Annotated in this window: 19 protein-coding genes; 12 read left to right on the top strand and 7 right to left on the bottom strand. The window is 39.0% G+C overall.

Going from position 1 to position 21,736, the window contains the following annotated elements; translation table 11 throughout:
* The first annotated feature begins 141 nt into the window (after positions 1 to 141).
* From polC to ACJMML_RS09865, 8 genes are all read left to right on the top strand, one after another.
* Positions 142 to 3,438 (top strand): DNA polymerase II large subunit, encoded by a 3,297-nt coding sequence (polC, locus tag ACJMML_RS09900; RefSeq protein WP_405307149.1) that lies wholly within the window; start codon positions 142 to 144, stop codon positions 3,436 to 3,438.
* A gap of 249 nt (positions 3,439 to 3,687) precedes the next feature.
* A complete protein-coding gene (nrdD, locus tag ACJMML_RS09895; protein ID WP_405307148.1) occupies positions 3,688 to 6,006 on the top strand; it encodes an anaerobic ribonucleoside-triphosphate reductase in 2,319 nt (772 codons plus the stop codon).
* A gap of 370 nt (positions 6,007 to 6,376) precedes the next feature.
* On the top strand, positions 6,377 to 6,667 hold the full coding sequence (locus ACJMML_RS09890) for a 50S ribosomal protein L21e (protein ID WP_303739193.1): 291 nt from the start codon (positions 6,377 to 6,379) through the stop codon (positions 6,665 to 6,667).
* Between the two features lie 5 nt (positions 6,668 to 6,672).
* Entirely contained in the window at positions 6,673 to 7,017 is a 345-nt protein-coding gene (locus tag ACJMML_RS09885; RefSeq protein ID WP_303739192.1) for an RNA polymerase Rpb4 family protein, read from the top strand.
* 155 nt (positions 7,018 to 7,172) lie between these two features.
* Complete coding sequence (locus ACJMML_RS09880) at positions 7,173 to 7,799, top strand: DUF655 domain-containing protein (RefSeq protein ID WP_405307147.1); 627 nt, start codon at positions 7,173 to 7,175, stop codon at positions 7,797 to 7,799.
* 8 nt (positions 7,800 to 7,807) lie between these two features.
* Positions 7,808 to 8,680: a 16S rRNA (adenine(1518)-N(6)/adenine(1519)-N(6))-dimethyltransferase RsmA gene (rsmA, locus tag ACJMML_RS09875; RefSeq protein ID WP_405307146.1), complete on the top strand. Its 873-nt coding sequence runs from the start codon at positions 7,808 to 7,810 to the stop codon at positions 8,678 to 8,680.
* A 5-nt stretch (positions 8,681 to 8,685) separates the two neighbouring features.
* Complete coding sequence (locus ACJMML_RS09870) at positions 8,686 to 9,273, top strand: HemK2/MTQ2 family protein methyltransferase (RefSeq protein ID WP_405307145.1); 588 nt, start codon at positions 8,686 to 8,688, stop codon at positions 9,271 to 9,273.
* Positions 9,273 to 9,440 (top strand): hypothetical protein, encoded by a 168-nt coding sequence (locus ACJMML_RS09865; RefSeq protein WP_405307144.1) that lies wholly within the window; start codon positions 9,273 to 9,275, stop codon positions 9,438 to 9,440. The genes ACJMML_RS09870 and ACJMML_RS09865 overlap by 1 nt, the downstream gene beginning before the upstream one ends.
* A 5-nt stretch (positions 9,441 to 9,445) precedes the next feature.
* On the opposite strand, the gene dapF is transcribed toward ACJMML_RS09865, so the two are convergent.
* Both dapF and lysA read right to left on the bottom strand, forming a co-directional pair.
* Positions 9,446 to 10,306 (bottom strand): diaminopimelate epimerase, encoded by an 861-nt coding sequence (gene dapF, locus ACJMML_RS09860; RefSeq protein WP_405307143.1) that lies wholly within the window; start codon positions 10,304 to 10,306, stop codon positions 9,446 to 9,448.
* A gap of 9 nt (positions 10,307 to 10,315) precedes the next feature.
* Entirely contained in the window at positions 10,316 to 11,599 is a 1,284-nt protein-coding gene (gene lysA, locus ACJMML_RS09855; RefSeq protein WP_405307142.1) for a diaminopimelate decarboxylase, read from the bottom strand.
* Between the two features lie 121 nt (positions 11,600 to 11,720).
* Here lysA and ACJMML_RS09850 point away from each other — a divergent pair, with 121 nt between their 5' ends.
* Positions 11,721 to 12,122: an NUDIX domain-containing protein gene (locus tag ACJMML_RS09850; protein ID WP_405307141.1), complete on the top strand. Its 402-nt coding sequence runs from the start codon at positions 11,721 to 11,723 to the stop codon at positions 12,120 to 12,122.
* Here the strand turns inward: ACJMML_RS09850 and ACJMML_RS09845 are convergent.
* A complete protein-coding gene (locus ACJMML_RS09845; RefSeq protein WP_405307140.1) occupies positions 12,119 to 13,279 on the bottom strand; it encodes an acetylornithine transaminase in 1,161 nt (386 codons plus the stop codon). The two genes, ACJMML_RS09850 and ACJMML_RS09845, sit on opposite strands and share 4 nt — an antisense overlap.
* A gap of 71 nt (positions 13,280 to 13,350) precedes the next feature.
* On the opposite strand from ACJMML_RS09845, the gene ACJMML_RS09840 reads away from it, so the two are divergent.
* A complete protein-coding gene (locus tag ACJMML_RS09840; protein ID WP_405307139.1) occupies positions 13,351 to 13,782 on the top strand; it encodes a peptidylprolyl isomerase in 432 nt (143 codons plus the stop codon).
* Positions 13,783 to 13,812: 30 nt separating this feature from the next.
* On the opposite strand, the gene ACJMML_RS09835 is transcribed toward ACJMML_RS09840, so the two are convergent.
* Together ACJMML_RS09835 and ACJMML_RS09830 are read right to left on the bottom strand one after the other, a co-directional pair.
* Entirely contained in the window at positions 13,813 to 15,552 is a 1,740-nt protein-coding gene (locus ACJMML_RS09835; RefSeq protein WP_405307138.1) for an MATE family efflux transporter, read from the bottom strand.
* Between the two features lie 28 nt (positions 15,553 to 15,580).
* Positions 15,581 to 16,948, bottom strand: coding sequence for an MFS transporter (locus ACJMML_RS09830; protein ID WP_405307137.1), 1,368 nt, complete (start codon positions 16,946 to 16,948; stop codon positions 15,581 to 15,583).
* Between the two features lie 54 nt (positions 16,949 to 17,002).
* Between ACJMML_RS09830 and ACJMML_RS09825 the strand changes: the two genes are divergently transcribed.
* On the top strand, positions 17,003 to 17,872 hold the full coding sequence (locus ACJMML_RS09825) for a CPBP family intramembrane glutamic endopeptidase (RefSeq protein ID WP_405307136.1): 870 nt from the start codon (positions 17,003 to 17,005) through the stop codon (positions 17,870 to 17,872).
* A 453-nt stretch (positions 17,873 to 18,325) separates the two neighbouring features.
* Positions 18,326 to 19,909, top strand: a complete 1,584-nt coding sequence (locus ACJMML_RS09820; protein WP_405307135.1) for an ABC1 kinase family protein — start codon at positions 18,326 to 18,328, stop codon at positions 19,907 to 19,909.
* Between the two features lie 52 nt (positions 19,910 to 19,961).
* Here ACJMML_RS09820 and ACJMML_RS09815 read toward each other — a convergent pair whose 3' ends face one another.
* Positions 19,962 to 20,879, bottom strand: a complete 918-nt coding sequence (locus ACJMML_RS09815) for a DNA glycosylase (protein ID WP_405307134.1) — start codon at positions 20,877 to 20,879, stop codon at positions 19,962 to 19,964.
* A complete protein-coding gene (gene hisF / locus ACJMML_RS09810; protein WP_405307133.1) occupies positions 20,876 to 21,700 on the bottom strand; it encodes an imidazole glycerol phosphate synthase subunit HisF in 825 nt (274 codons plus the stop codon). The genes ACJMML_RS09815 and hisF overlap by 4 nt, the downstream gene beginning before the upstream one ends.
* Positions 21,701 to 21,736 lie beyond the last annotated feature (36 nt).

Here is a 21,736-nt window from a genome sequence, read left to right as displayed (position 1 = left end):
ATATTAATTTTAAAAATTCGACTACAAGATACATTTATAACTTATGATTTCAAGCATATTTAAGCATTATCTAAAAAATTTAATAATAATAAGATACAATACATTATATACCAAATTAATTTTTTAACTTGTGGCGATACTATGGATTATTTTGATAGATTAGAAAAAGAAACCAATCACCTATACGCTATAGCTAACGAAGCAAGGTCTAAAGGTTTGGATGTTGAAACAGAAACTGAAGTGCCGCTTGCAAAGGATTTAGCTGAAAGAGTAGAAGGGCTGGTCGGCCCTGAAGGTGTGGCAAAAAGAATCAAGGAATTGGAAACCGATATGGACAGGGAATCCGTTGCCTTTGAAATTGCCGCTGAAATCGCATCTGGAAAGTTTCCACTCACCGGTGAAAAGGCCAACTGGAACGAGGAACAGAGATGCGACCAGGGCCTCAGAAGCGCCCTTGCGATTTTGACAGAGGGTGTGGTTGCAGCTCCTTTGGAAGGAATTTCAGATGTTAAAATCAAGGAAAACTTTGACGGAACAAAATATATCGGAGTCTACTTTGCAGGACCTATCAGAAGTGCAGGAGGTACAGCTGCTGCACTGGCCGTGCTTCTGGGAGACAAGATCCGTCAGGCAATAGGCATTGATGCATTCAAACCAATAGATGATGAAATTGAAAGGTATGTGGAAGAGGTTGAGCTTTACGAGTCCGAAGTCACAAACCTGCAGTACTCACCAACACCAGAAGAAGTGAGATTCGCCGCAAATCACATTCCGGTTGAGGTATCCGGAGAGCAGACAGACCAGGTGGAAGTGTCCCACAGGGATCTGGAGCGTGTCGAGACAAACAACATCCGTGGAGGAGCGCTCCTGGCTATGGTTGAAGGAGTTATCCAGAAGTCCAAGAAGATTCATAAGATTTCCAAAAAGCTGGGCCTTGATTGGGAATGGCTGAGCGAGTATTCAAAGCCTAAAAAGGACGACTCATCAGATTCAGGTGATGATTCTGATGTTGTCAGCGAACCTAAATACATTCAGGATATCATTGGCGGAAGGCCTATTTTAGGTTATCCTTCAGAAAAGGGCGCCTTCAGGCTAAGGTACGGCCGTTCAAGAAACACAGGGCTTGCTACAATGGGAGTTCACCCGGCAACAATGGCATTGCTTGAATTTCTGGCCGTGGGAACACAGCTCAAAATAGAATATCCCGGAAAGGGTAACTGTGTCGTTCCGGTCGATTCCATAGAAGGACCTATCGTCAAGCTTAGAAACGGCGATGTCGTGATACTTGACAGCGTCAAAAAGGCAAAGGAAGTCAAAAAGGATGTTACCGAAATATTGTTTTTAGGCGACATGCTTGTTGCATTCGGAGAATTCCTGAGAAACAATCAGCCCCTATATCCATCAGGATGGGTTGAGGAATGGTGGATACAGCTTCTGATGAGAAGTGAAAACTTTGATGCTGAAAATAACGATTTGGACCTTTACAAACTGGAATATGATTACCTGTCATCTGCAGAAGCATTGAAACTATCCAAAGACTATAACATCCCTCTGCATCCGAAATACACATATTGCTATAACGATGTGACAATCGACGATTTGAATGCCCTGATTGACCTTCTTGAAAAGTCAAAATCAACATTCACAAAGGATAAGGGAATCCAGCTGGATTTGTCATATCCGAAAAGGATTCTGGAAATCATTGGAGTTCCCCACATTGTAAGGGACGGAAAGATAATCATAGATAAGGACCATTCCTATGCGCTGCTCGTGACATTATCCAAAAAACTGCCTAAGATGAAGACAACCATCGAGGCCGTCAATGCGGTTTCACCGGTTGAAATCAAAAACAAGGCTCCCGCATACATTGGAACACGTGTCGGAAGGCCTGAAAAATCAAAGGAAAGGCTGATGAGACCGGCCCCTCACGGACTGATTCCGATAGGCAATTACGGAGGAGCCAGAAGACTGGTTGCAACCGCCGCCAAAAAGGGCAGCATTAAAGTGGAGATATCAAGAAGGAAGTGCACAAATCCGGAGTGCGGAATCAGCTCCTTCGGTTCACTTTGTCCTAAATGCGGCCATCCTACAGAAATGGGTAGGCCTTCAATGAAGACCGTTCCTTTAGCCTCAATGCTTAAGAAAGCTTCAGACAATGTAAAGGTAAGGCGTGTCGATGAGGTAAAGGGTGTTGTCGGTATGATTTCCGAGGCCAAACTGCCGGAACCTATTGAAAAGGGAATACTCAGGGCAAAGCATGAGGTGTTCACCTTCAAGGACGGAACAATACGTCATGACTCCACCGACTTGCCGCTTACACACTTCATACCAAAGGAAATCGGAGTTACAGTAGAGAAACTGCTTGAAATGGGCTATGAAAAGGATTGTTACGGAAATCCAATCGAAAATGAAGACCAGATTATTGAATTGAGGGTTCAGGACATTGTAATTTCCGACAACTGTGGAGAATATCTTCTCAGAACCGCCCAGTTCATTGACGACGAGCTTACAAGATATTACGGCATGGAGCCGTTCTATAACGTTGAGGAAAAAAGCGACCTGATCGGCCATCTGGTGGCAGGTCTGGCACCGCACACATCCGCCGGAGTTCTGGGAAGGATTGTCGGATTCACAAAAGCGCTTGGATGTTACGCTCATCCTTACTTCCATTCAGCAAAACGTAGGAACTGCGACAGTGACGAAGATGCTGTAATGCTTCTTTTGGATGCTTTGATTAACTTTTCAAAGACTTACCTTCCGAATACAAGAGGAGGAAGTATGGACGCTCCTTTGGTTCTCTCCTCAAGAATCGATCCTGAGGAGATAGATGACGAATCCCACAACCTAGACATATTCGAAAGGTTCCCTGTTGAGTTTTATGAAGAGACATACACTCCTCACAAGCCTGCCGACGTATTGGAGTACATAGATAATGTTGAAATGCATCTGGGAACACCTGAGCAGTATGAAGGGCTTATGTTTTCCCATCACACTTCAAACATCCATGCTGGACCTACAGTCTGCCTTTACAAGAGACTTCCTTCCATGAAGGAAAAGGTGGAGGCTCAAATCGCACTTGCCGAAACCATACGTGCAGTCGATCAGAGGGGAGTTGTCGAAAAGGTATTGACATCCCACTTCCTGCCGGACATAATGGGAAACTCAAGGGCATTTTCCAAGCAGAAGGTAAGGTGCACAAAGTGCGGAGCAAAATACCGAAGAATGCCACTTACCGGAAAGTGCAAATGTGGAGGAAATCTGATCCTGTCCGTTTCGAAAGGGTCAGTTACCAAGTATCTTGAAATTTCAAGAGATCTGGTTAACCGTTATCCGGTATCACATTACCTTGAGCAGCGTCTGGAGATTCAGGAGTTCGGTATCAACTCGCTGTTTGAAAGTGACAAGTCCAAGCAGAGCTCGCTGGACGTATTTTTCTGATTACTTTTCAAATGCTCTCGGACAATTGATTTTTAATATATTAAATATAGAAAATATCAGAGTATATGAATTTTGTTCGTAACAAGACGAACGATTTATATACTAGTAAAAACTAAGTATTAAGTAGATGTTCGTATCAATACGAACAATAATTATACAAGTGATTACATACATTATTAGCAGATGAGAGAATGCTCTCTCTTTGGGATAATAAAACTTTTTAAAAACTAGGAAAATGGTGTGAATTAAATGGAAAAAATATCAGAATTAGGAAATAATTTAGAAAAAACCGTTAAAATTAACGTAGAGAAAAATAACGGTATAAAAGAAAGATTTAGTTACGAAAAATTAATGAAATCATTGATAATGGTAGAAACCCCATTCTTTGAATCAGATAAAATCATTGCAACTGTAGTATCTCAATTATACGATGGAATCAAAACCAAAGAAATCAAAAAAATCGTACACGAATGTTTAGAAGATATCGACCCAGAAATCGCTAACAAATACTTAGCAAGCACTCAATTAAAAGTACGTACCTCCAGAGATACTATTGAAGCATTTGACTTATCAAAAATCGCTAACACCTTGATTGAAGAAACCGGTGCTAGCCAAGAAACTGCTTTTGAAATTGCTACCGAAACCTGGAAGGAACTCAAAAAATTGAATGTGGAATACCTGACCGCTCCAATGATTAGGGAAATGGTCAACACAAAATTGATTGAATACGGTTTAGAAGATTTAAGAAGCCGTTACACCCGTTTAGGTATCCCTGTATACAACATTACCTCTTTAATCGAAAACGGTAACAGGGACAACGCAAACATGATCCACAACCCAGAAAGTATCCACAAGCACGTAGCAGACGAAGCATTAAAACAATATGCACTCTTAAAAATGTTACCTGCACACCTGGCAGATGCACACATGGCCGGTGACATTCACATTCACGATTTAGAATTCTTCGCAGGAAGACCTTTAAACTGTTTACAACATGATATAAGAACATTCATCAGATATGGACTTAAAGTGGACGGTACCGGTGACCACACATCCATTGCAGGTGCACCAAACCACATGGAAACCTTAATGAACCACACTGGTGAAATCATGCTTGCAGCACAACAAAACATGTCCGGTGGACAATCAATGTCCCTCTGGAACGTATTTGTCGCACCATTTGCAAGAGGAAGAACCTACGAAGAAATCAAACAAGCTGTTCAAATGCTTGTATATAACTTAAATATGGCTTACGCTGCAAGAGGATCACAAGTTCCATTCACAAGTATGGCATTGGAATTCGGTGTTCCTGATTTCTTAAAAGAAGAAACCGCATACGGACCAAAAGGTCAAGTTGTCGGAACTTACGCTGATTTTGAAGATGAAACCAGATTAATTCAAAGAGCATTCACTGAAACATTGCTTGAAGGAGACAATGAAGGTAAACCTCATTTATTCCCAAATACAATCTACACTCTCCGTGAAGAAACAATGACCAGTGAATACGAAGATGACTTAAGATTAGTTCATGAATTATCCGCAAAATACGGTTCATCATACTTTGTAAACATGTTCCCTAAATACAGAGGAAAAATGGCAAACTACATGGGATGCAGAACCTGTTTACAAGACACCTGGACAGGTGACTGGGATCAAGACTGTTTAAGAACCGGTAACCTCGCATACGTTACCTTAAACTTCCCAAGAATCGGATACCAATCCAAAGATGAAAGCCAAGTATTCGAATACTTAGACGAATACATGGACCTTGCAGTTGAAACCTTGATGCTCAGAAGAGAACAAGGATTAAAATGTTTAAATGATTTCCACATCTTACCATTCTTAAAACAGGATGTAAATGGAGAATCATACTACAGAATAGAAAATTCAACTTTATCCTTCGGTTTTGTTGGACTTAACGAAATGTTATTATCCTTATTCGGTGAAGGAATCGAAAACCCTGACTCCAACAAGTTCGGTGTAAAATGTCTCGAATATGTTAATGACAGAGCTAAAAAATTACAAGAAGAAACCGGACTCAGATGGTCTGTTTTACAAACCCCTGCTGAATCCACTGCTTACAGATTCGCAACTCTCGACAAAAAACAATTCAAAGACCAAGCTATCGTACAAGGTGACGGAAATGCTAACTACTACACCAACTCCTCACACGTACCAGTAGACACCGGATTATCCTTAATCGAAAAAATCAAAATTGAAGAACAATATCACGGTTTAACTCCTGGTGGTCACATCTTCCATGCATTCATGGGAGAATCCTACTCAGATCCAGATTCATTAATGAGTTTAACCAATAAAATCGCAAGAAAATCCGATATCGGATTCTGGGCTTACAGCTCAGCATTAAGCTTCTGTTTAAAATGTAAAACTTTAATGAAAGGATTAAACAATGTTTGTCCTACCTGCGGTGAACAAGAAGATGTAGAATGGTATGACAGAATTACCGGATACGTTCAACAAGTTGGACGTGCAAAATCTGCATCCGGAGGTTGGAACCCAGGTAAACGTCAAGAATTAATTGACAGAAGAAGATTCGAAGATAACTAAACAGTTATCTTCCTTCACACCATTTTTTTAACACCCAAACCATCAAAATCATATTTTAATATCCATCTGAAATACTATATGCTCATATAAGACTAATTCTAACAATTTTCAAATAAAAACAACATTAAAAGTAAAACGTTAGAGGAACATTATTCCTCTATTTTTTTTATTTTCGACACCACCATGACAATACCCACCCAAAAACTAAAAGTATATTAATACCATTAAACTAAAATTATAATATTATCATATCACTGATGGTAATAGTTATTTTCACAATCTATGTTACTAGTATTTATGGGCTTTTTTAATACTAGGTCGCTGATAACATAGACTTATACCCAGACAGAACTGATTAAGAGGTTATATAATGCAAAGATCAAGAGGATTAAAAAGTAGATCAAGAAAAAAAATGACTAAAGTACAAAGACCGGGCAGAACTAACCCAATTACTAACAGAATGCAAAGATTCGAAGAAGGAGATTTAGTTCACATTACTATTAACCCATCCATCCAAAAAGGACAACCTGCTCCTAGATTCCACGGAAAAACCGGTAAAATCACTGGTCAAAAAGGAAAAGCATACATCGTATCCTTAAAAGATGGAAACAAACCAAAAGAGTTAATAGTAAGACCTGATCACTTAAAATTACAAAACTGATTTCTATGATTGGAAAAGACGTTATTAAAAGCGAACCGATACCAAGCTCAAAAGTAAAAGAGATCATTGAAGATTTTGCTGACACCAATGAGTTAAACTATGAACAAAATCTAACTCTCAACCATCTTGCAAGGTTCAGAAGATACTCCGCTGAAGATGCAGAGGAAATCTATGAAAAGCTTCAGGATGAATTTGGCTTAAGGGACAAGGTCGCTGTTCATATTGTTGATTTGGTGCCTTTAGATTTAGCAGACATGAGATTAATCTTTGCTAAAGAGCCAACAAAAACAACCAAAGAGGACATGGAAAAAATCCTCGAAATGTTAGAACAATATGATTACATAGAATAGTATTTACACTATTCCTTTTTTATTTATTTTTCAAAAAAATTTCACCAAAACCCGCCATTTTTTAGATATCTTTATTATACTTAACAGTCAAAACTAATAATAAGTTTATATTATATCCGGAAAGATATGATAAAAAAACAATAGTGAGTGATAATATGGATAATAGAAATAAAAAAGAAAAGAAACCAACAGTTAAAAAGGAAGAATGTGCTGTTGTACTTGATTATCTAAGTCGTGGATATGTTAAGTCTGACATGTCCAAATTCGGTGGTAAACCTATTGCTCAAGCTATTGGTACAGAACAATTCACTTTACTTGAATTAGCCCCTAAAAATGGTGTTGATTTAGAAATACAGGACCAGGTATATATTGGAAAAGGAAAAAGAGACAAGATATATAGGGTCCTTGGTAGATTAGATTATGAGAATATGACCGCAACCGCAAGAATAGAACTTGACTATGCTATTCGCGATATTGTTGAGGCTAATGAAGAAAGATTTGTTGAATTTTTCAATACTGCAGATTCCGTGAGTACAAGAATGCACTCACTTGAATTGATTCCTGGAATCGGCAAAAAATACATGTGGGACATCATTAAAGCCAGAGAACAAAAACCGTTTGAAAGCTTTGAAGACATTTCAGAAAGACTCCCTACATTGGCCGACCCTGCTGGAATGATTGTCAACAGAGTAAAGCAGGAACTGGACACTACAAAACCAAAAAGAGGCAAAAATAAATATTACCTATTTACACAACCTCCAAGATCTGCAAGAAGAAGATAAGTGATAAATTGACTAGTGAAAATTCCCCATCCTTATCTAAAACAACTAAGGACATTCTAAGCCAACATGGGATAAAGTTAAACAAGAATCTCGGCCAGAACTACCTGATTGACAAAAACAAGAGGGACCAGATTGTTAACTTTGGAGACATATCCAAAGACGATGTTGTTTTGGAAATTGGAACCGGAATTGGAACACTTACAATTGAACTTGCCAAACGAGCAAAGAAGGTTATAGCCATTGAGCAGGACAAAAAGATTTTCGAAATACTTGCCCAAAGGCTTAAAGACGAAAAAATCGACAACGTAGAACTTATAAATGATGATGCATTAAAGGTGGACTTTCCGCCTTTCAATAAAATCATCTCAAACCTTCCTTACCAAATCTCATCACCGATTACTTTTAAGTTTCTCAACTATGATTTTGAACTCGCTGTTTTGATGTATCAAAAGGAATTCGCCAGCCGAATGAACGGCGAAGTAGGAACCAAGGACTATTCCCGACTTTCAGCGATGCTTTATTTTAAATGTGAAGTGGAAAAACTGACTGATGTAAGCAACGAAAGCTTCATTCCCAAACCTCAAATCGACTCCACCGTTGTCAAACTGACTCCAAAGGAAAACAGCATAAGCGACGAGGACTTCAAGACATATTCCAAGTTTACAAAGGCGCTGTTCCAGCACAGGAACAAAAAGATTAAAAATGCCCTTATCGATTCGAGGCATATAATAAGCGATATAGATAAGAAAGTCCTTAAAAAGAGACTGAACGCCATTGAAGATGAAAAACTTGTGGAATACCTCAAAAAGAGAGTGGTCGTGCTTACCCCAGAAGAAATTTTATACATATCCAAAAAGTTAAACCCTATTTTTTTTGAGTGATACTTATGCCTGACTTTATAATCAATACCCATGACAATGTCTACATCCCTGCCGAAGACAGCTATCTTCTGGCGGACAATCTTGAAATCAAACAAGGCCAAAGCGTTCTGGAGATTGGAACCGGATCAGGAATAGTGGCGATGTACGCTTCAAAATTAACCGACAGCATTACAGTAACAGACATCAATTTTGACGCATGCGAGCTTGCGCGAAAAAATTTCGAGGACAATAAGATTGAAGGCATTGAGATTCTCTTCGGCAACATGTTCGAACCTGTCGAAAACAGAAAGTTTGATGTAATTCTATTCAATACTCCATATCTGCCTACCGAAGAAGGGGAAGTTCTTGACGACACCATAAATTATGCATTCGATGGTGGACTAAACGGCAGGAAAGTCATTGACATTTTTTTAAATGAAGTGTCAAATCATTTAAATGATGGAGGAATTGTCCAGATGATACAGTCCTCGCTTTCTGGCAACGAGGAGACACTGCAGAAATTTGATGAAATGGGTTTTATAGCCGAAATAAAGGCATCAGAACATTTCTTTTTTGAAGATATAACATTAATAAACGCATATAAGGTGATATAATGGAACAATGGAAAATGTCAGTACTTACAGGTGTGGCACTGATAATTCTTGCATTGGTGTTCTCATTCGTTAAAGGTGGAATCAGCATATGGATGGGAATAGTCATTGCGCTTGGTGTGATAGACATAATAATTGGAATATTAAGAATGAAAAAAGAAGGAATATAGAGAATTTAGAATTCTCCATCGAAAACGAGTTCTGCAGGACCTTCCATGAAAGCGCCCAAAGCATCATCCTTTTCGTATACATTGAATTTTAAGTCTCCGCCAGGAAGGTGGAGCAATACGTTTTCATCAAACAAACCCAGTTTGAAACCTGAAATTGCAGTTGAGGTTGCACCGGTACCGCATGCAAGTGTAACGCCAGCACCTCTCTCCCAGGTAATCATCTTACCCTCATTTTTAGAGATGACTTCTACAAAGTGCACGTTGATCTTTTCAGGGAAAACCTCGTGTGCCTCAATGGCCGGACCGTACTTGTTGATGTCAATTTCATCCACATCATCTACAAAGATTATTGCGTGAGGGTTTCCGACACTTATTGCAGTAAGGTTGAATTTGGTGTCAAGGACATCCAATTCGCCATCTAAAAACTCTTCCTCATCAGAGGTCATAGGAATTTCGGGAGTCTTGAATGTTGAAAGTCCCATATCAACCTTGAACAGTACAGGTTCATCGCCATCAAGGGTAATTTCGATGGTCTTGATTCCTGCCCTTGTCTCAACGGTCATTTTTTCCTGTTTTAAGATGCCTTTTCTGTAGACGAAATCGCCAAAGCATCTGATACCGTTTCCGCACATTTCGGCTTCGCTTCCGTCAGGATTGAACATTCTGTATCCGATATCGGCAACTTCGGAAGGTTCGACGAAAAGCACACCGTCACCTCCGACACCGAAGTTTCTGTGGCATAGTATCCTGCATGCTTCAGGTTTGTCAGCTTCAGGAATGACTTCGCCGTCAAATTCGTTGATTATTGGAAAGTCATTGCCTATTCCGTGCATTTTTGAAAATTTTAATCCTTTTAAATCTACCATGCTATCAACTTATTTTAAATGTGGTGGAACTCTTTGTTTGTCGTATAAGTCTTCAAAGGTTTCTCTTTCACGAACAAGATTGCATTTTCCATCAGTTACAAGAACTTCTGAAGCCAATGGTCTTGAGTTGTAGTTGGATGACATTGTGAATCCGTATGCGCCTGCATTGAGGATTCCTAAAACATCACCTTCTTCCACATCAGGCATTGGCCTGTCACGTGCAAAGAGGTCTCCAGATTCGCATACGTTACCTGCAACATCCACTTCCTGAGTCATTGGAGCATCCATTTTGCTTGCATCGACAATGTGGTGGTATGAATCATACATTGCAGGCCTGAGCAGTGTGTGGAAACCTGCGTCGACTCCTATGAATTTCCTGTAGCTTTGTTTTACGCTGTTGACGGTGACCAAAAGGACACATGCATCAGCAACAAGGTATCTTCCAGGTTCAAGATACATTGTAGGATTGCCCATATCATATTGCTCCAGTTTTTCCTTGAAGAGTCCGACATTGACTTCTGCGAATTTGTCAAGGTCAAGGAGTTTTTCTTCTGGAGTGTATGGAACGCCTACGCCCCCTCCGAAGTCAACGAATTCAAAGTCGATTCCAGCTTCCTGGTGGACTTTTCCTGCAATGTCCATTGTGGATTCGATGGCAAGTTTGAATGGTTCAGGGTCAAGAATTCCTGAACCGATATGGGAATGCATACCGATTGGGTCGAAACCTAGTTCTTTTGCCATTTCATATACTTCAACAGCCTCATTGTCCATTATACCGAATTTACTCATCACTCCACCGGTGATACAGTGGTCGTGGTGTCCTGCACCAACCATTGGGTTTACCCTGAATGATATTTTCAATCCTTCCGGATCAACCATTTTGGCAAGTCTGTTAAGTGCAGAGACTGAATCTATATTGAGGACTGCTCCTTCATAATGAACGAATTTCAATTCATCATTGGTTATGTTGTTACCTGTAAAGAGGATTCTGTCACCTGAAAATCCAAGCATTTTTGAGATGTGGACTTCACCAGGGGAAACAGCATCAATACAGCAACCTTCACTTTCCAATATTTTCATTACAGCAAGGTTGGTATTGGCTTTACATGCGTAAAATACTTTAAAATCAGGATAATATTTTGAGAAAGTTGAGTAAAATTTATTGTAGTTTTCCCTTATCCTATTTTCATCAATCACATAGGTTGGAGTTCCGAATTCTTCTGCAACATCGAGTGCATCGGCTCCACCAATGTCCAAGTGGTTTTTGTCATTTACTTTAATATTTAAGTCCATAATCTAAACTCCTTAAAAAAGTTACATTATGTATTTACATATATTCTCTAAACTATTTAATATTATTGAAGGAAATCGATTTTCCGTTTAAATTATTTAATAGAAAAGTAAAAATAATATTATGAGATCATATGGACTAACTGTTAGAGGCATCATCAGGAATGATTCAGGTGAAATCCTGATTGTCAAAAGGCATCCGAAAAGCAAGACCGATCCTGAAATGTGGGAGCTTCCCGGCGGAAAGGTTGAAAAGGGAGAGCATTTCGCTGATGCACTTGTTCGAGAGATTAAAGAAGAGACAAACTTGGATGTGAATGTGGGGGACTTCTGTGAGGCTGTGCAAAACGACTATTCCCACAAAAGGACAGTGCAGCTGATGATGTATCTGGATGATGTTGAAGGCAGCGTTGAAATAAGCGAAGAGCACACCGAATACATGTGGGCTTCAATTGAAAAAATAGAGAGTCTGGAACTGTCAAGTTCCTTTAAAAAAGTTTTAGAAAAAAGAAATTATGAGCTTTAGAGTATTTCATCTAAAGCTTTTACAAACTGGTCAATTTCGGATTTTGTAATTATCAATGGTGGAACAAACCTTAAGACCTTGTCGGCAGTGCAGTTGATTAAAAATCCTGCTTCTCTTAATTTGTCGACATATTCTGCACCAGGCTTGGTCAATTCAATACCTACCATTAAACCTTTACCACGCACATCAGCGATTATTTCCTTATCCAATTTTTTAAGCTCGGATATGAAGTATTCACCGACTTCATTGACATTATCGAGGATATTTTCCTCTTCAAATGCATCAAGAACCGCATTAGCTGCCGCTGCAACCAATGGACCGCCACCGAATGTTGTTCCGTGGTCACCTGGAACGAATGCTGCAGCTACCTTTTCGGTTGCAAGGATTCCGCCCATTGGGACTCCTCCACCGATTCCTTTAGCCATTGTCATGATGTCAGGTTTTACGTCAAAGAGTTCATGAGCGAAAAGTGTTCCGCATCTTCCAAATCCTGTTTGTACCTCATCGACAATGAATACTATGTCGTTTTCCTTACAGATCTTTTCGATTCCCTTGAGGTATTCAATATCAGGAACGTTGACTCCACCTTCACCTTGGATAGGTTCGACAATGATTGCTGCAGTGTTTTCTGTAACTGCTTCCTTGATTGCTTCCAAATCATTGTATGGTACATTGATGAAGCCTTTTGGCAAGATGCATTTGAATGGTTCATGATAATGTTCGTGACCTGTTGCCGCAAGTGTCATTATGGTCCTTCCGTGGAATGACTCTACAGTTGAGATAACTTCACTTTTTCCTGTGTATTTGACAGCTAACTTAATAGCTCCCTCATTTGCCTCAGCACCGCTGTTTGCGTAAAATATTCTGTCGAAACCTGTTTTGTCGACCAATCTTTTGGCATAGATTAAAGCAGGCTCGTTGTAGTATATGCTTGAAATGTGAATGAGCTTTTCTGCCTGGTCCTGGATTGCCTTTACAAGTTTAGGATGATTGTGACCTAAACAGTTGACTGCAATTCCTGCAAACATGTCCACATATTCATTACCGTCGATATCCCATACTTTAACACCTTCCCCGTGGTCAAGTACGATTGGCTGTCTGGTGAAAGTGTTTATGAAATAATCATCTTCAATCTTAATTAATTCTTGAGTATTCATATAAAGTCTCCATAAAATATTTTAATCAATAATACTATATTATTAATATTATATAAAAATTAGGTGATAAAATGAAAGTCGCAACTATCGAAACTGATAAAGGAAATATTGAACTCGAACTATTTCCAAATGAAGCTCCAGGTACTGTAGCTAACTTTGAAAAACTGATTAATGAAGGATTTTATGACGGATTGACCTTCCACAGGGTAATCCCAAACTTTGTAATCCAAGGAGGATGCCCTATCGGTAACGGTACCGGAGGACCTGGTTACACAATCAAATGTGAAACCGAAGGAAACCCACACAAACACGGAACCGGTGCATTATCCATGGCACACGCAGGTAAAGACACTGGAGGAAGCCAATTCTTCATTACACACTGCCCACAACCACACTTAGACGGCGTTCACACCGTATTCGGCCAAGTAATCAAAGGCCAAGACGTTGTTGATGCCATCCAACAAGGTGACGTGATGAACAAAGTCACCATTGAAGAAAGATAATTCCTTATCTTTCAACTTCTTTTTTTAAAACTAGTAATTGAACCGAACATATGACTTGTTGAATCCCAAAACATTCGTATAGTCGAATTCACAATTGTTTTCCTTGAGTTTTCTAATTGTTTGAGATTCATAGAACTTCTTATTATTGAACGGATTGTATAACTCGCCGTCATCGATGAAAAGGACCACTGCATTTCCGTCCACCAATCTTACAGTAACATCAATCTGATCGACTGAAGGCTCATGCTCGAAAATGTTTTCGCATATGCCCTCCACCGATGAGAAAAAGAGCGGAGCATAGTCCTTGAATATTGTTTCGATTTTTTCCAAAAGCTCATCAGAATACTCATTATTCCCTTTGACATATGTGAAATTCACCAGTTTTGAATCCTTAAGCAAGAACAGATTTTTGATTTCATGAGACATCTGGAGGCGTTTGGCCATAATTAGATAGATTAAAAGAGGTACTGTTTCAGACAATAGAATCGCAATCCATATTCCTACCCCTCCAATGAAATGAGTCAAGATTAATGCTGAAACAATGGAAATCAGGAACTCTTCACAAAATGTGATTGTAAATGAAATCCTGTTATGCTCGATGGCCTGGGTATAATTGGCCAGGAGATAGGACATGCAGCGTCCAACTAATCCAAATGAGGTTATGCGTATTGCTAAGGTAACGATTTGGATGTATTGGGGATTTGTAATGTTAAATAGTTTAATCAATATTTCCGGATACACAAAGAAAAGGGCAGAAATGGGGACACTGACAATTAGGATGTGCTTAATTGATTTTTTGATTATATATTTCACAGCCTTAAAATCCATTTCCTTATAAAACACGGCCACAATTGGAGTCAATGCCTTCATGATTCCTGAAAGGACGATGTAGACGAAAGTTTCAGAGTTGTCATATACAAGAAACGCCAAAAGCCCGGCCGCACCGTAATAGGTTGAGCAGAGATATGTAAAGACCGCCATCTGAATTGAAAAAAATATCTTTCCGACAACTTCAGGAGTGTTGAGCATTATGTTTTTTAGGGAATTGAATACCCTCCTTATTTTCAGCTTGGCGGGTGAAACAAACTTAAAGGAACGCCTTTTACTGAAAAGGTATCTTGATATATAAGCCACACCAACAGCATATCCGACAACTGTTGACAGGGCGGCACCTTCCATGCCCATATTGAAACCTTTCAAAAATATAAAGTCCAATATTATATTTGTTACATTAGCTATCAGGACTGAATAGAACGGCAATTTAGGAAATCCGTCTGATCGAAGGAAATATGAAATAACTATAATGAAACAGTTCAAAGGATAGAAAAACATTATTGCAAAGAGATAACTCTTCGCCTGGTAAAATATTTCGGATGGGGCATGCAACAAGTGCAGTATATTATCTGCAAAAACGAATATCACCGCAATATAAATCAATGAAATCAAGATGATTCCAATAATTGAAACGGTAAAATAAAAATTGGATTTTTCATCATCCAAATCCGATTTTGCCCTTAATGCCAGCAGACTGCCTCCCTGACCGAAAAGAACATAGAATATGCCAGTGAAATAAAGGAGAGGAGACATTAAGTTTAATGAGGATAGTTGTGAACCTCCGATAAGCAGTGCAATTACGACTACATCTATAACAACCGCTATCTTTTCTGACATCACCATAAACAATGTAGGCAGGAGCAGCTCGTAATACTTATCCCTTAAGAATTGATATTTCCTTTCCATAACTATGTTATTATATGCTGCACATCCCATAAGTACTCATTCAATGCCAAGCATCGAATTATTCTGAAGTTTTCGCCCTGATTCCAACAAATGAAGCGAATACGGATGCAATGCACAACACCACACAGATGATGCAGGTTATCTGACAGCTTTGAATCAGCAGTGGATAATACTGCTGGATTATCGGAACATCACCCATTATAAACGCAAACACAAGTGTCAATATTCCCATACTCATTGCCTGGCCGACAGTACGCATTGTTGCAACGGCGGCTGATGCCACTGATGTATCCTTCGGCGGAACGGAACCCATTATGACATTCGTATTCGGCGGTGAAAAGAGTCCGAATCCTACACCATAAATTACCATAGATACCATCAAGAATTCCATTGGAGTTGCAGCATCCAGAGACGAGAACAGAAACAGCGAAAGAGTTCCAAGCCCCATTCCGATTGCCGCCAGTATTTGAGGCACGAGCCTGTCGGACAGCCTTCCTGCAATCGGAGCCAGGACCACCTGACACAGCGGGGCCACAAGCAGTATCATTCCTGCAGTCTGTGAATCGAATCCCTTGATGTACTGCAGATGATAATTAAGAATTGTTGTAACGGCATATGTGGCAAGGTATGCACACAGTGACGCAAAATTGGCTGAAAGGAACTTGTGATTCTTAAAGAACCTTATGTCGAATACTGGATGTGATTGTCTAAGCTCGATTAATCCAAATATCGCCAGGATTATGACTCCCAATACGGTCAAGGCCATTCCCAATTGTGTGTTCAGTATGGTAAAGCCGTACATGAAGAGAACCATTCCGATTCCATAGGTCAATGATCCCTTGATGTCCAATGGAATGCCCTCAAATGAAATCCATTCCTCATCGATTCTTGTCAAGAGCAACGCTAAAATCACAAACAGGAAGGGCACGCCAAAAAGCACGACAGATCTCCAGCCCAGATTATAGTTCAGGATTCCTCCCAATACCGGAGACAAAGAAAGTCCCACATAGACTCCGGTGATGTTAATCCCCAATGCCTTTCCGCGTTCCTCAGGGGGAAACGCAGACACTATCATTGCCATCGAGGTGACATTGATGAAAGCCAGGGATATTCCCAAAATAAACCTGCAGGCAAGGAACTGTTCCTGTGAAGCTACAAGCACATTGGCAATGGAAATTATGATGAACAGAATAATGCTTATGTTTGTGACTCTCTTAAGGCCATATTTACCTGAAATTTGGCCGGCCGGAACCGATAGAACTGCCACAACCAATAAAAAAATAATTGTTACCCAATTTTGAACGATATTGCTCATGTGAAATTCGGCTGCAATGGTTGGAATTACAATGGTCACTGCATTGACCGCAAAAACAGTGAAAAATGACAATACCGTACAAATCAATAAGAGTAAATTTTTCTTCTCCATCACTATTATATATTCAGGAGGAACTTTAAATATTTTTTAAGACAAACTACAATTATGAGCGAAAACAAATTTCCGGAATATATCACATTTCCAAGAACTTTTGAAAAATATAGATGGTATAAGCCTATCCTCGTATTCATAATCGGAACAATTGTATACATTCTATTGCAAGTTTTGATATTGGTGATTTTTGGCCAGGCTTACGGTTTCGATAATATTCACGCATTAGTGACACAAGGATATGAATCATTGAATTCTGAAGTTGGAAGCTACATCGGCTATCTGTCTGTGGTAATTTTTATTCCTTCACTATATATTGCAAGCAAAATTGTTCGGGACAGGCCATTTTCTTCCTATTCTTCATCACGTGGAGGCTGGAATTGGAAACTATTTTTCAAATCGCTTTCCATTCCATTGGCGGTATACATAATCTATGAAGTTATAAATGCCCTGATATATGGGCAAAGAGGTCCAAATACACTGACATTGACCTTTTTTGTCATATGCCTAATCATAATACCTTTACAATGTATTGGTGAAGAATACATAATGCGCGGTTTAATTATGCAAACCTTCGGATCATGGTTTAAAATACCGGTTCTGGCGATTATTCTCCAATCCATAGTATTTACATCACTGCATCCCTATAGCATTTTAGGAATAATTGGAGTATTCGTGCAAGGAATTCTTTTAGGATTTTTAGCTTGGCGCAGCAATGGTTTGGAAGTTTCTTCCGCACTCCACAGCGTGAATAATTTAATGAGTGCATATGCTGTAGCTTTAGGATTTGAGGTAAGCTCATCTGTAATTACCCCTTACGATTTTACTTCAACCATCCTTGTTAGCCTAATCTCAGTATTGGGACTGTATTATGTTGGAACCAAGAAAGGCTGGTTTGAGGAGAAAACCGAGAAGTTATGGTGAATCCGAAAACTAAGCAAAACCAACAAAAAAGCATTGCAAAAATAACATTGAAAAAAGAGACCATCACCTCTATTTCACATTTTTTTTCAAAATTTTTCAACAATATTAGCATAAATTGAACAAATCTTATCTTATCCACAGAATCAAAACAATCTATTTTTTAAAATAATAAAAAAATTATTAAAAATTAAATAGATATATTCATATAAATCAAATGTTCGTAAAAAAATAATTATAAAAAAATTAAACAATTATGTTTTTAGACAATTTGTTTAATATTTTAGCAAATATAATAAATATAATCTAAAAATCGACATATATTTATATGTTAAATTTATAAATATGTATTGTTTATTTCATATTTTAAAAAAAGACTAACTTTATGAAATACCGGTTAAGTTTTAGTTTTTAAACTCAAAACATTTTTATATTTTTAAAATTGGGAGCAATAATATGTCTAAGGAAGAAAAAAAAGCTGCAAGGAAACGTTTTGATGAAATTATGGGTGTTGCAAAAAGGCACCATTTGGCTAACTTACTTAAAAACGAACCTGATGAAAATTTTGAGGTTTCAGATTTGAGATATGCATTGGAGGAATTGGGTCCTGCATTCATCAAATTAGGTCAACTGCTGGCCACAAGGCCCGATATGGTCGGTAATGAAATAGCTGATGACTTGAAGATGCTCAGGGACAACACTCCCGTAACCCCATTTGACGAAATGAGGGAAGTAATTGAAAAGGAACTCGGTCAACCGCTGGAGGAAGTGTACTCCGAATTCAATGAAGAGCCTCTTGGTTCTGCATCAATCGGTCAGGTTTATAAGGCAACATTAAAGGATACTGGCATGGAAGTTGCAGTTAAGGTTCAAAAGCCAAACATCTATGACATAATTGTGCCGGATGTAAAAATATTAAACAGACTGGCCGGAACAGTTGACAATCACGTCACAAAATCAAGGACATACAATTTACCTGCAATGGCTAAGGAATTTGAAAGGTCCATCTTCAAGGAATTGGACTATATGGAAGAGGTCAGAAATATAGGAAAGATTACCAAAAACTTTGAGGAGATCGACTACATTAAGATACCTGAAGTCTATCCTGAGCTCTGTACTTCCAAACTCATAAACATGGAGCTTATTGACGGATACGAAGTAACCGATTTGATAGAAAATGAAATTGAAGGCATCGACAATAATTTAATCGCCCAGTATGGAACCCAATCATATTTAAAACAAGTTCTGATAGACGGATTTTTCCATGCAGACCCACACCCTGGAAACCTGTTTGTAACACGCGATGCAAAGCTCTGTTACATTGACTTCGGAATGATGGGAGTGGTAAACGATACTTTCAGGTCAAACTTCGCTCAATTGATATTGCTTTTATTGGGTGGGAATTCACATCATTTAATCAATCAACTGCTCTATATGAACATCATAACTCCAGAACAGAACACTGATGAGTTTAAAGAGGATGTGGATGATTTATTGAACTCCTACATCGGCGTTGAATTAGATCAGATGGATGGAATATTCGACAACTTGATGAATGTAATGATCAAACACAATATCATCCTTCCAAGCGAATTCGTAATGATTGGAAGAGGAATACTGCTCATTGAAGAAGCTGGAAACAAATTAGACCCACACTTCAATCTCACCATCGAACTTGAAAAATTCGCTAAAGACATGATTAAATCAAAATTCGAACCTGGAAATCTTGCAGGTGGCGGATTTAACTATATTGTGGAAATCGAACACTTGTTAAAAGATTTGCCTGACAGACTCAACAGAACTCTTGATAAAGTCGAAAAAGGTGAATTGGAATTAAATATGAACCATACCGGTTTGGATGATTTGAAAAACCAGTTATCCATCTCATTAATAGTATCTGCATTGCTCATAGGTTCTTCCATTGCAATTCTAGCAGATAAGGGTCCAAAAATTTGGGACGTTTCTGCAATCGGATTTGTGGGATTCCTGTTCAGTGCAATCCTAGGAGCATATTTAATCATTAAGTATATCAGAAATTAATTAGTGTCATATGGAGATTAGGTTTCAATACACTCTAATCTTCAGTCTTTTCTTATTTTTTTAGTTTTGCCATCAGTCCGGACCTGCGGGCATAATGAAACATATACAGTTGAACATATCCTGCATTATCACCAAATTCTTCCATTCCGAATTCTCTGACCTTGGAAACGCTTATGTCCTTGCCGTCAAAATACAGATAGGACACTATCCTTTTAATCCAGACATCAGACGGAAATGCTTCCCTAAAGTTGAATCCGTAAAGCAATATGCAATCGGCTACCTTCGGACCGACACCTGGAACCTCAAGGATTGTTTCAAAGGCTTCGTCATAACTCATATTAAAAATTTCAGACAGGTCCATCTCATGTGTAAAGAGTTCGCTCGCCTTTCTCATGTAGGGTGCCCTATATCCTACTCCACATTCCTTTAAATTATTTTTGCAACTACAAATATCTTCAATGTCTGATGAATTAAATTCATCTTCATCATCCAAAAATACATTTCCTAACACGGAACTTTTAGGAAAAGTATAGTATCCGTCATGTTCATTTCCCCATTTTTCCTTCATGTCAGAAATCGATTTTGTCCATCTTTTGATGGAATTGTTTGCAGAGCAGATTGATGATATGACACATTCAAAGGGGTCTGGCGCTAAAAAAAGTCTTAAGCCATTGCAGAATTCGCTCATTTCAGCAAGTTCCGCATGGTTGTGCAGATACTTATAGAATTTGTTCAAATCAAAATCCAGATCATAAATGTAGCTCAATTTGGAAACGGCATCACTCTGGGAAATCTCCCCATCGAAATTAAAATCCAAAAACTCACCGGACTGCCTAACATCAAAAATGACAGGCTTGCCATCGACCAAAACAGCCTGCCTAAAGGATTCGTCAACCTGCTTCCAAGGGGGCTGGGAAGTCTGGCCTGAAAATTGAGTCAGTTCTAAATCGATTGGAGCTTTGATAATCATAATCTAACAGCTACATTATTTTCTTTTAAGTATTCCTTAACTGTGCCTATTGAGTATTGGTTGAAATGGAATATGCTTGCTGCCAGTGCTGCTGAAACATCAGTTTTTTCAAATACTTCCAAAATATGCTTAGGCTCGCCGACACCACCGCTTGCAATGACCGGAATGTCGACCGCATCATTGATTGTCTTGTTAAGCTCGATATCATATCCGTTCTGGGTTCCGTCACCGTCCATACTGGTCAACAGCACTTCACCGGCACCACGTTCCTGACATTCGACTGCCCACTGAATTGCATCAATGCCTGTGAACTCGCGTCCGCCGTAAATGCTTGTATCAAACCAACAGAATCCCTTATCAGTTTCAATAACAGTTTTGTCCGGAGCATCATCCGGATGGTCAACATATCTCCTTTTGGCATCTATTCCTATTACAACAGCCTGTGATCCAACGACTTTAGAGGCTTCGGTGAGCAATTGCGGATTTTTAATGGCCGCAGTGTTGGTTGAACATTTGTCCGCACCTGCCTTAAGCATGTTGATGTAGTCGTCGACCTTTCTGATTCCTCCGCCTACACAGATGGGCATGAACACGTTTTCAGTCAATCTGTCAATAACATCGGCCATTGTGGCCCTTCTTTCATGTGAAGCAGTGATATCTAAAACTACAACTTCATCTGCTCCCTCTTCATAGTAACGTGTAGCCAAATCTACAGGGTTTCCCGCATATTTGATTTGCTTAAATTCAACGCCCTTAACGACACGGCCTTCTGGAACCTGCAGGTCACAATCAAGACAAGGAATAATTCTTTTGGTTAACATAAAAATCTATAAAAAAAGTAGTGAATTTGTTTAAGA

This window comes from Methanobrevibacter sp., from assembly GCF_045130115.1.
GTDB lineage: Archaea > Methanobacteriota > Methanobacteria > Methanobacteriales > Methanobacteriaceae > Methanocatella.
Note: the sequence above shows the minus strand (reverse complement) of the source record. Positions and strands in the feature narration are given on the sequence as shown.

Coding starts and splice junctions, on each gene's coding strand:
- polC (WP_405307149.1), top strand. CDS start 142: ATGGATTATTTTGATAGATTAGAAAAAGAAACCAATCACCTATACGCT.
- nrdD (WP_405307148.1), top strand. CDS start 3,688: ATGGAAAAAATATCAGAATTAGGAAATAATTTAGAAAAAACCGTTAAA.
- ACJMML_RS09890 (WP_303739193.1), top strand. CDS start 6,377: ATGCAAAGATCAAGAGGATTAAAAAGTAGATCAAGAAAAAAAATGACT.
- ACJMML_RS09885 (WP_303739192.1), top strand. CDS start 6,673: ATGATTGGAAAAGACGTTATTAAAAGCGAACCGATACCAAGCTCAAAA.
- ACJMML_RS09880 (WP_405307147.1), top strand. CDS start 7,173: ATGGATAATAGAAATAAAAAAGAAAAGAAACCAACAGTTAAAAAGGAA.
- ACJMML_RS09870 (WP_405307145.1), top strand. CDS start 8,686: ATGCCTGACTTTATAATCAATACCCATGACAATGTCTACATCCCTGCC.
- ACJMML_RS09865 (WP_405307144.1), top strand. CDS start 9,273: ATGGAACAATGGAAAATGTCAGTACTTACAGGTGTGGCACTGATAATT.
- dapF (WP_405307143.1), bottom strand. CDS start 10,306: ATGGTAGATTTAAAAGGATTAAAATTTTCAAAAATGCACGGAATAGGC.
- lysA (WP_405307142.1), bottom strand. CDS start 11,599: ATGGACTTAAATATTAAAGTAAATGACAAAAACCACTTGGACATTGGT.
- ACJMML_RS09850 (WP_405307141.1), top strand. CDS start 11,721: ATGAGATCATATGGACTAACTGTTAGAGGCATCATCAGGAATGATTCA.
- ACJMML_RS09845 (WP_405307140.1), bottom strand. CDS start 13,279: ATGAATACTCAAGAATTAATTAAGATTGAAGATGATTATTTCATAAAC.
- ACJMML_RS09840 (WP_405307139.1), top strand. CDS start 13,351: ATGAAAGTCGCAACTATCGAAACTGATAAAGGAAATATTGAACTCGAA.
- ACJMML_RS09835 (WP_405307138.1), bottom strand. CDS start 15,552: ATGGGATGTGCAGCATATAATAACATAGTTATGGAAAGGAAATATCAA.
- ACJMML_RS09830 (WP_405307137.1), bottom strand. CDS start 16,948: ATGGAGAAGAAAAATTTACTCTTATTGATTTGTACGGTATTGTCATTT.
- ACJMML_RS09825 (WP_405307136.1), top strand. CDS start 17,003: ATGAGCGAAAACAAATTTCCGGAATATATCACATTTCCAAGAACTTTT.
- ACJMML_RS09820 (WP_405307135.1), top strand. CDS start 18,326: ATGTCTAAGGAAGAAAAAAAAGCTGCAAGGAAACGTTTTGATGAAATT.
- ACJMML_RS09815 (WP_405307134.1), bottom strand. CDS start 20,879: ATGATTATCAAAGCTCCAATCGATTTAGAACTGACTCAATTTTCAGGC.
- hisF (WP_405307133.1), bottom strand. CDS start 21,700: ATGTTAACCAAAAGAATTATTCCTTGTCTTGATTGTGACCTGCAGGTT.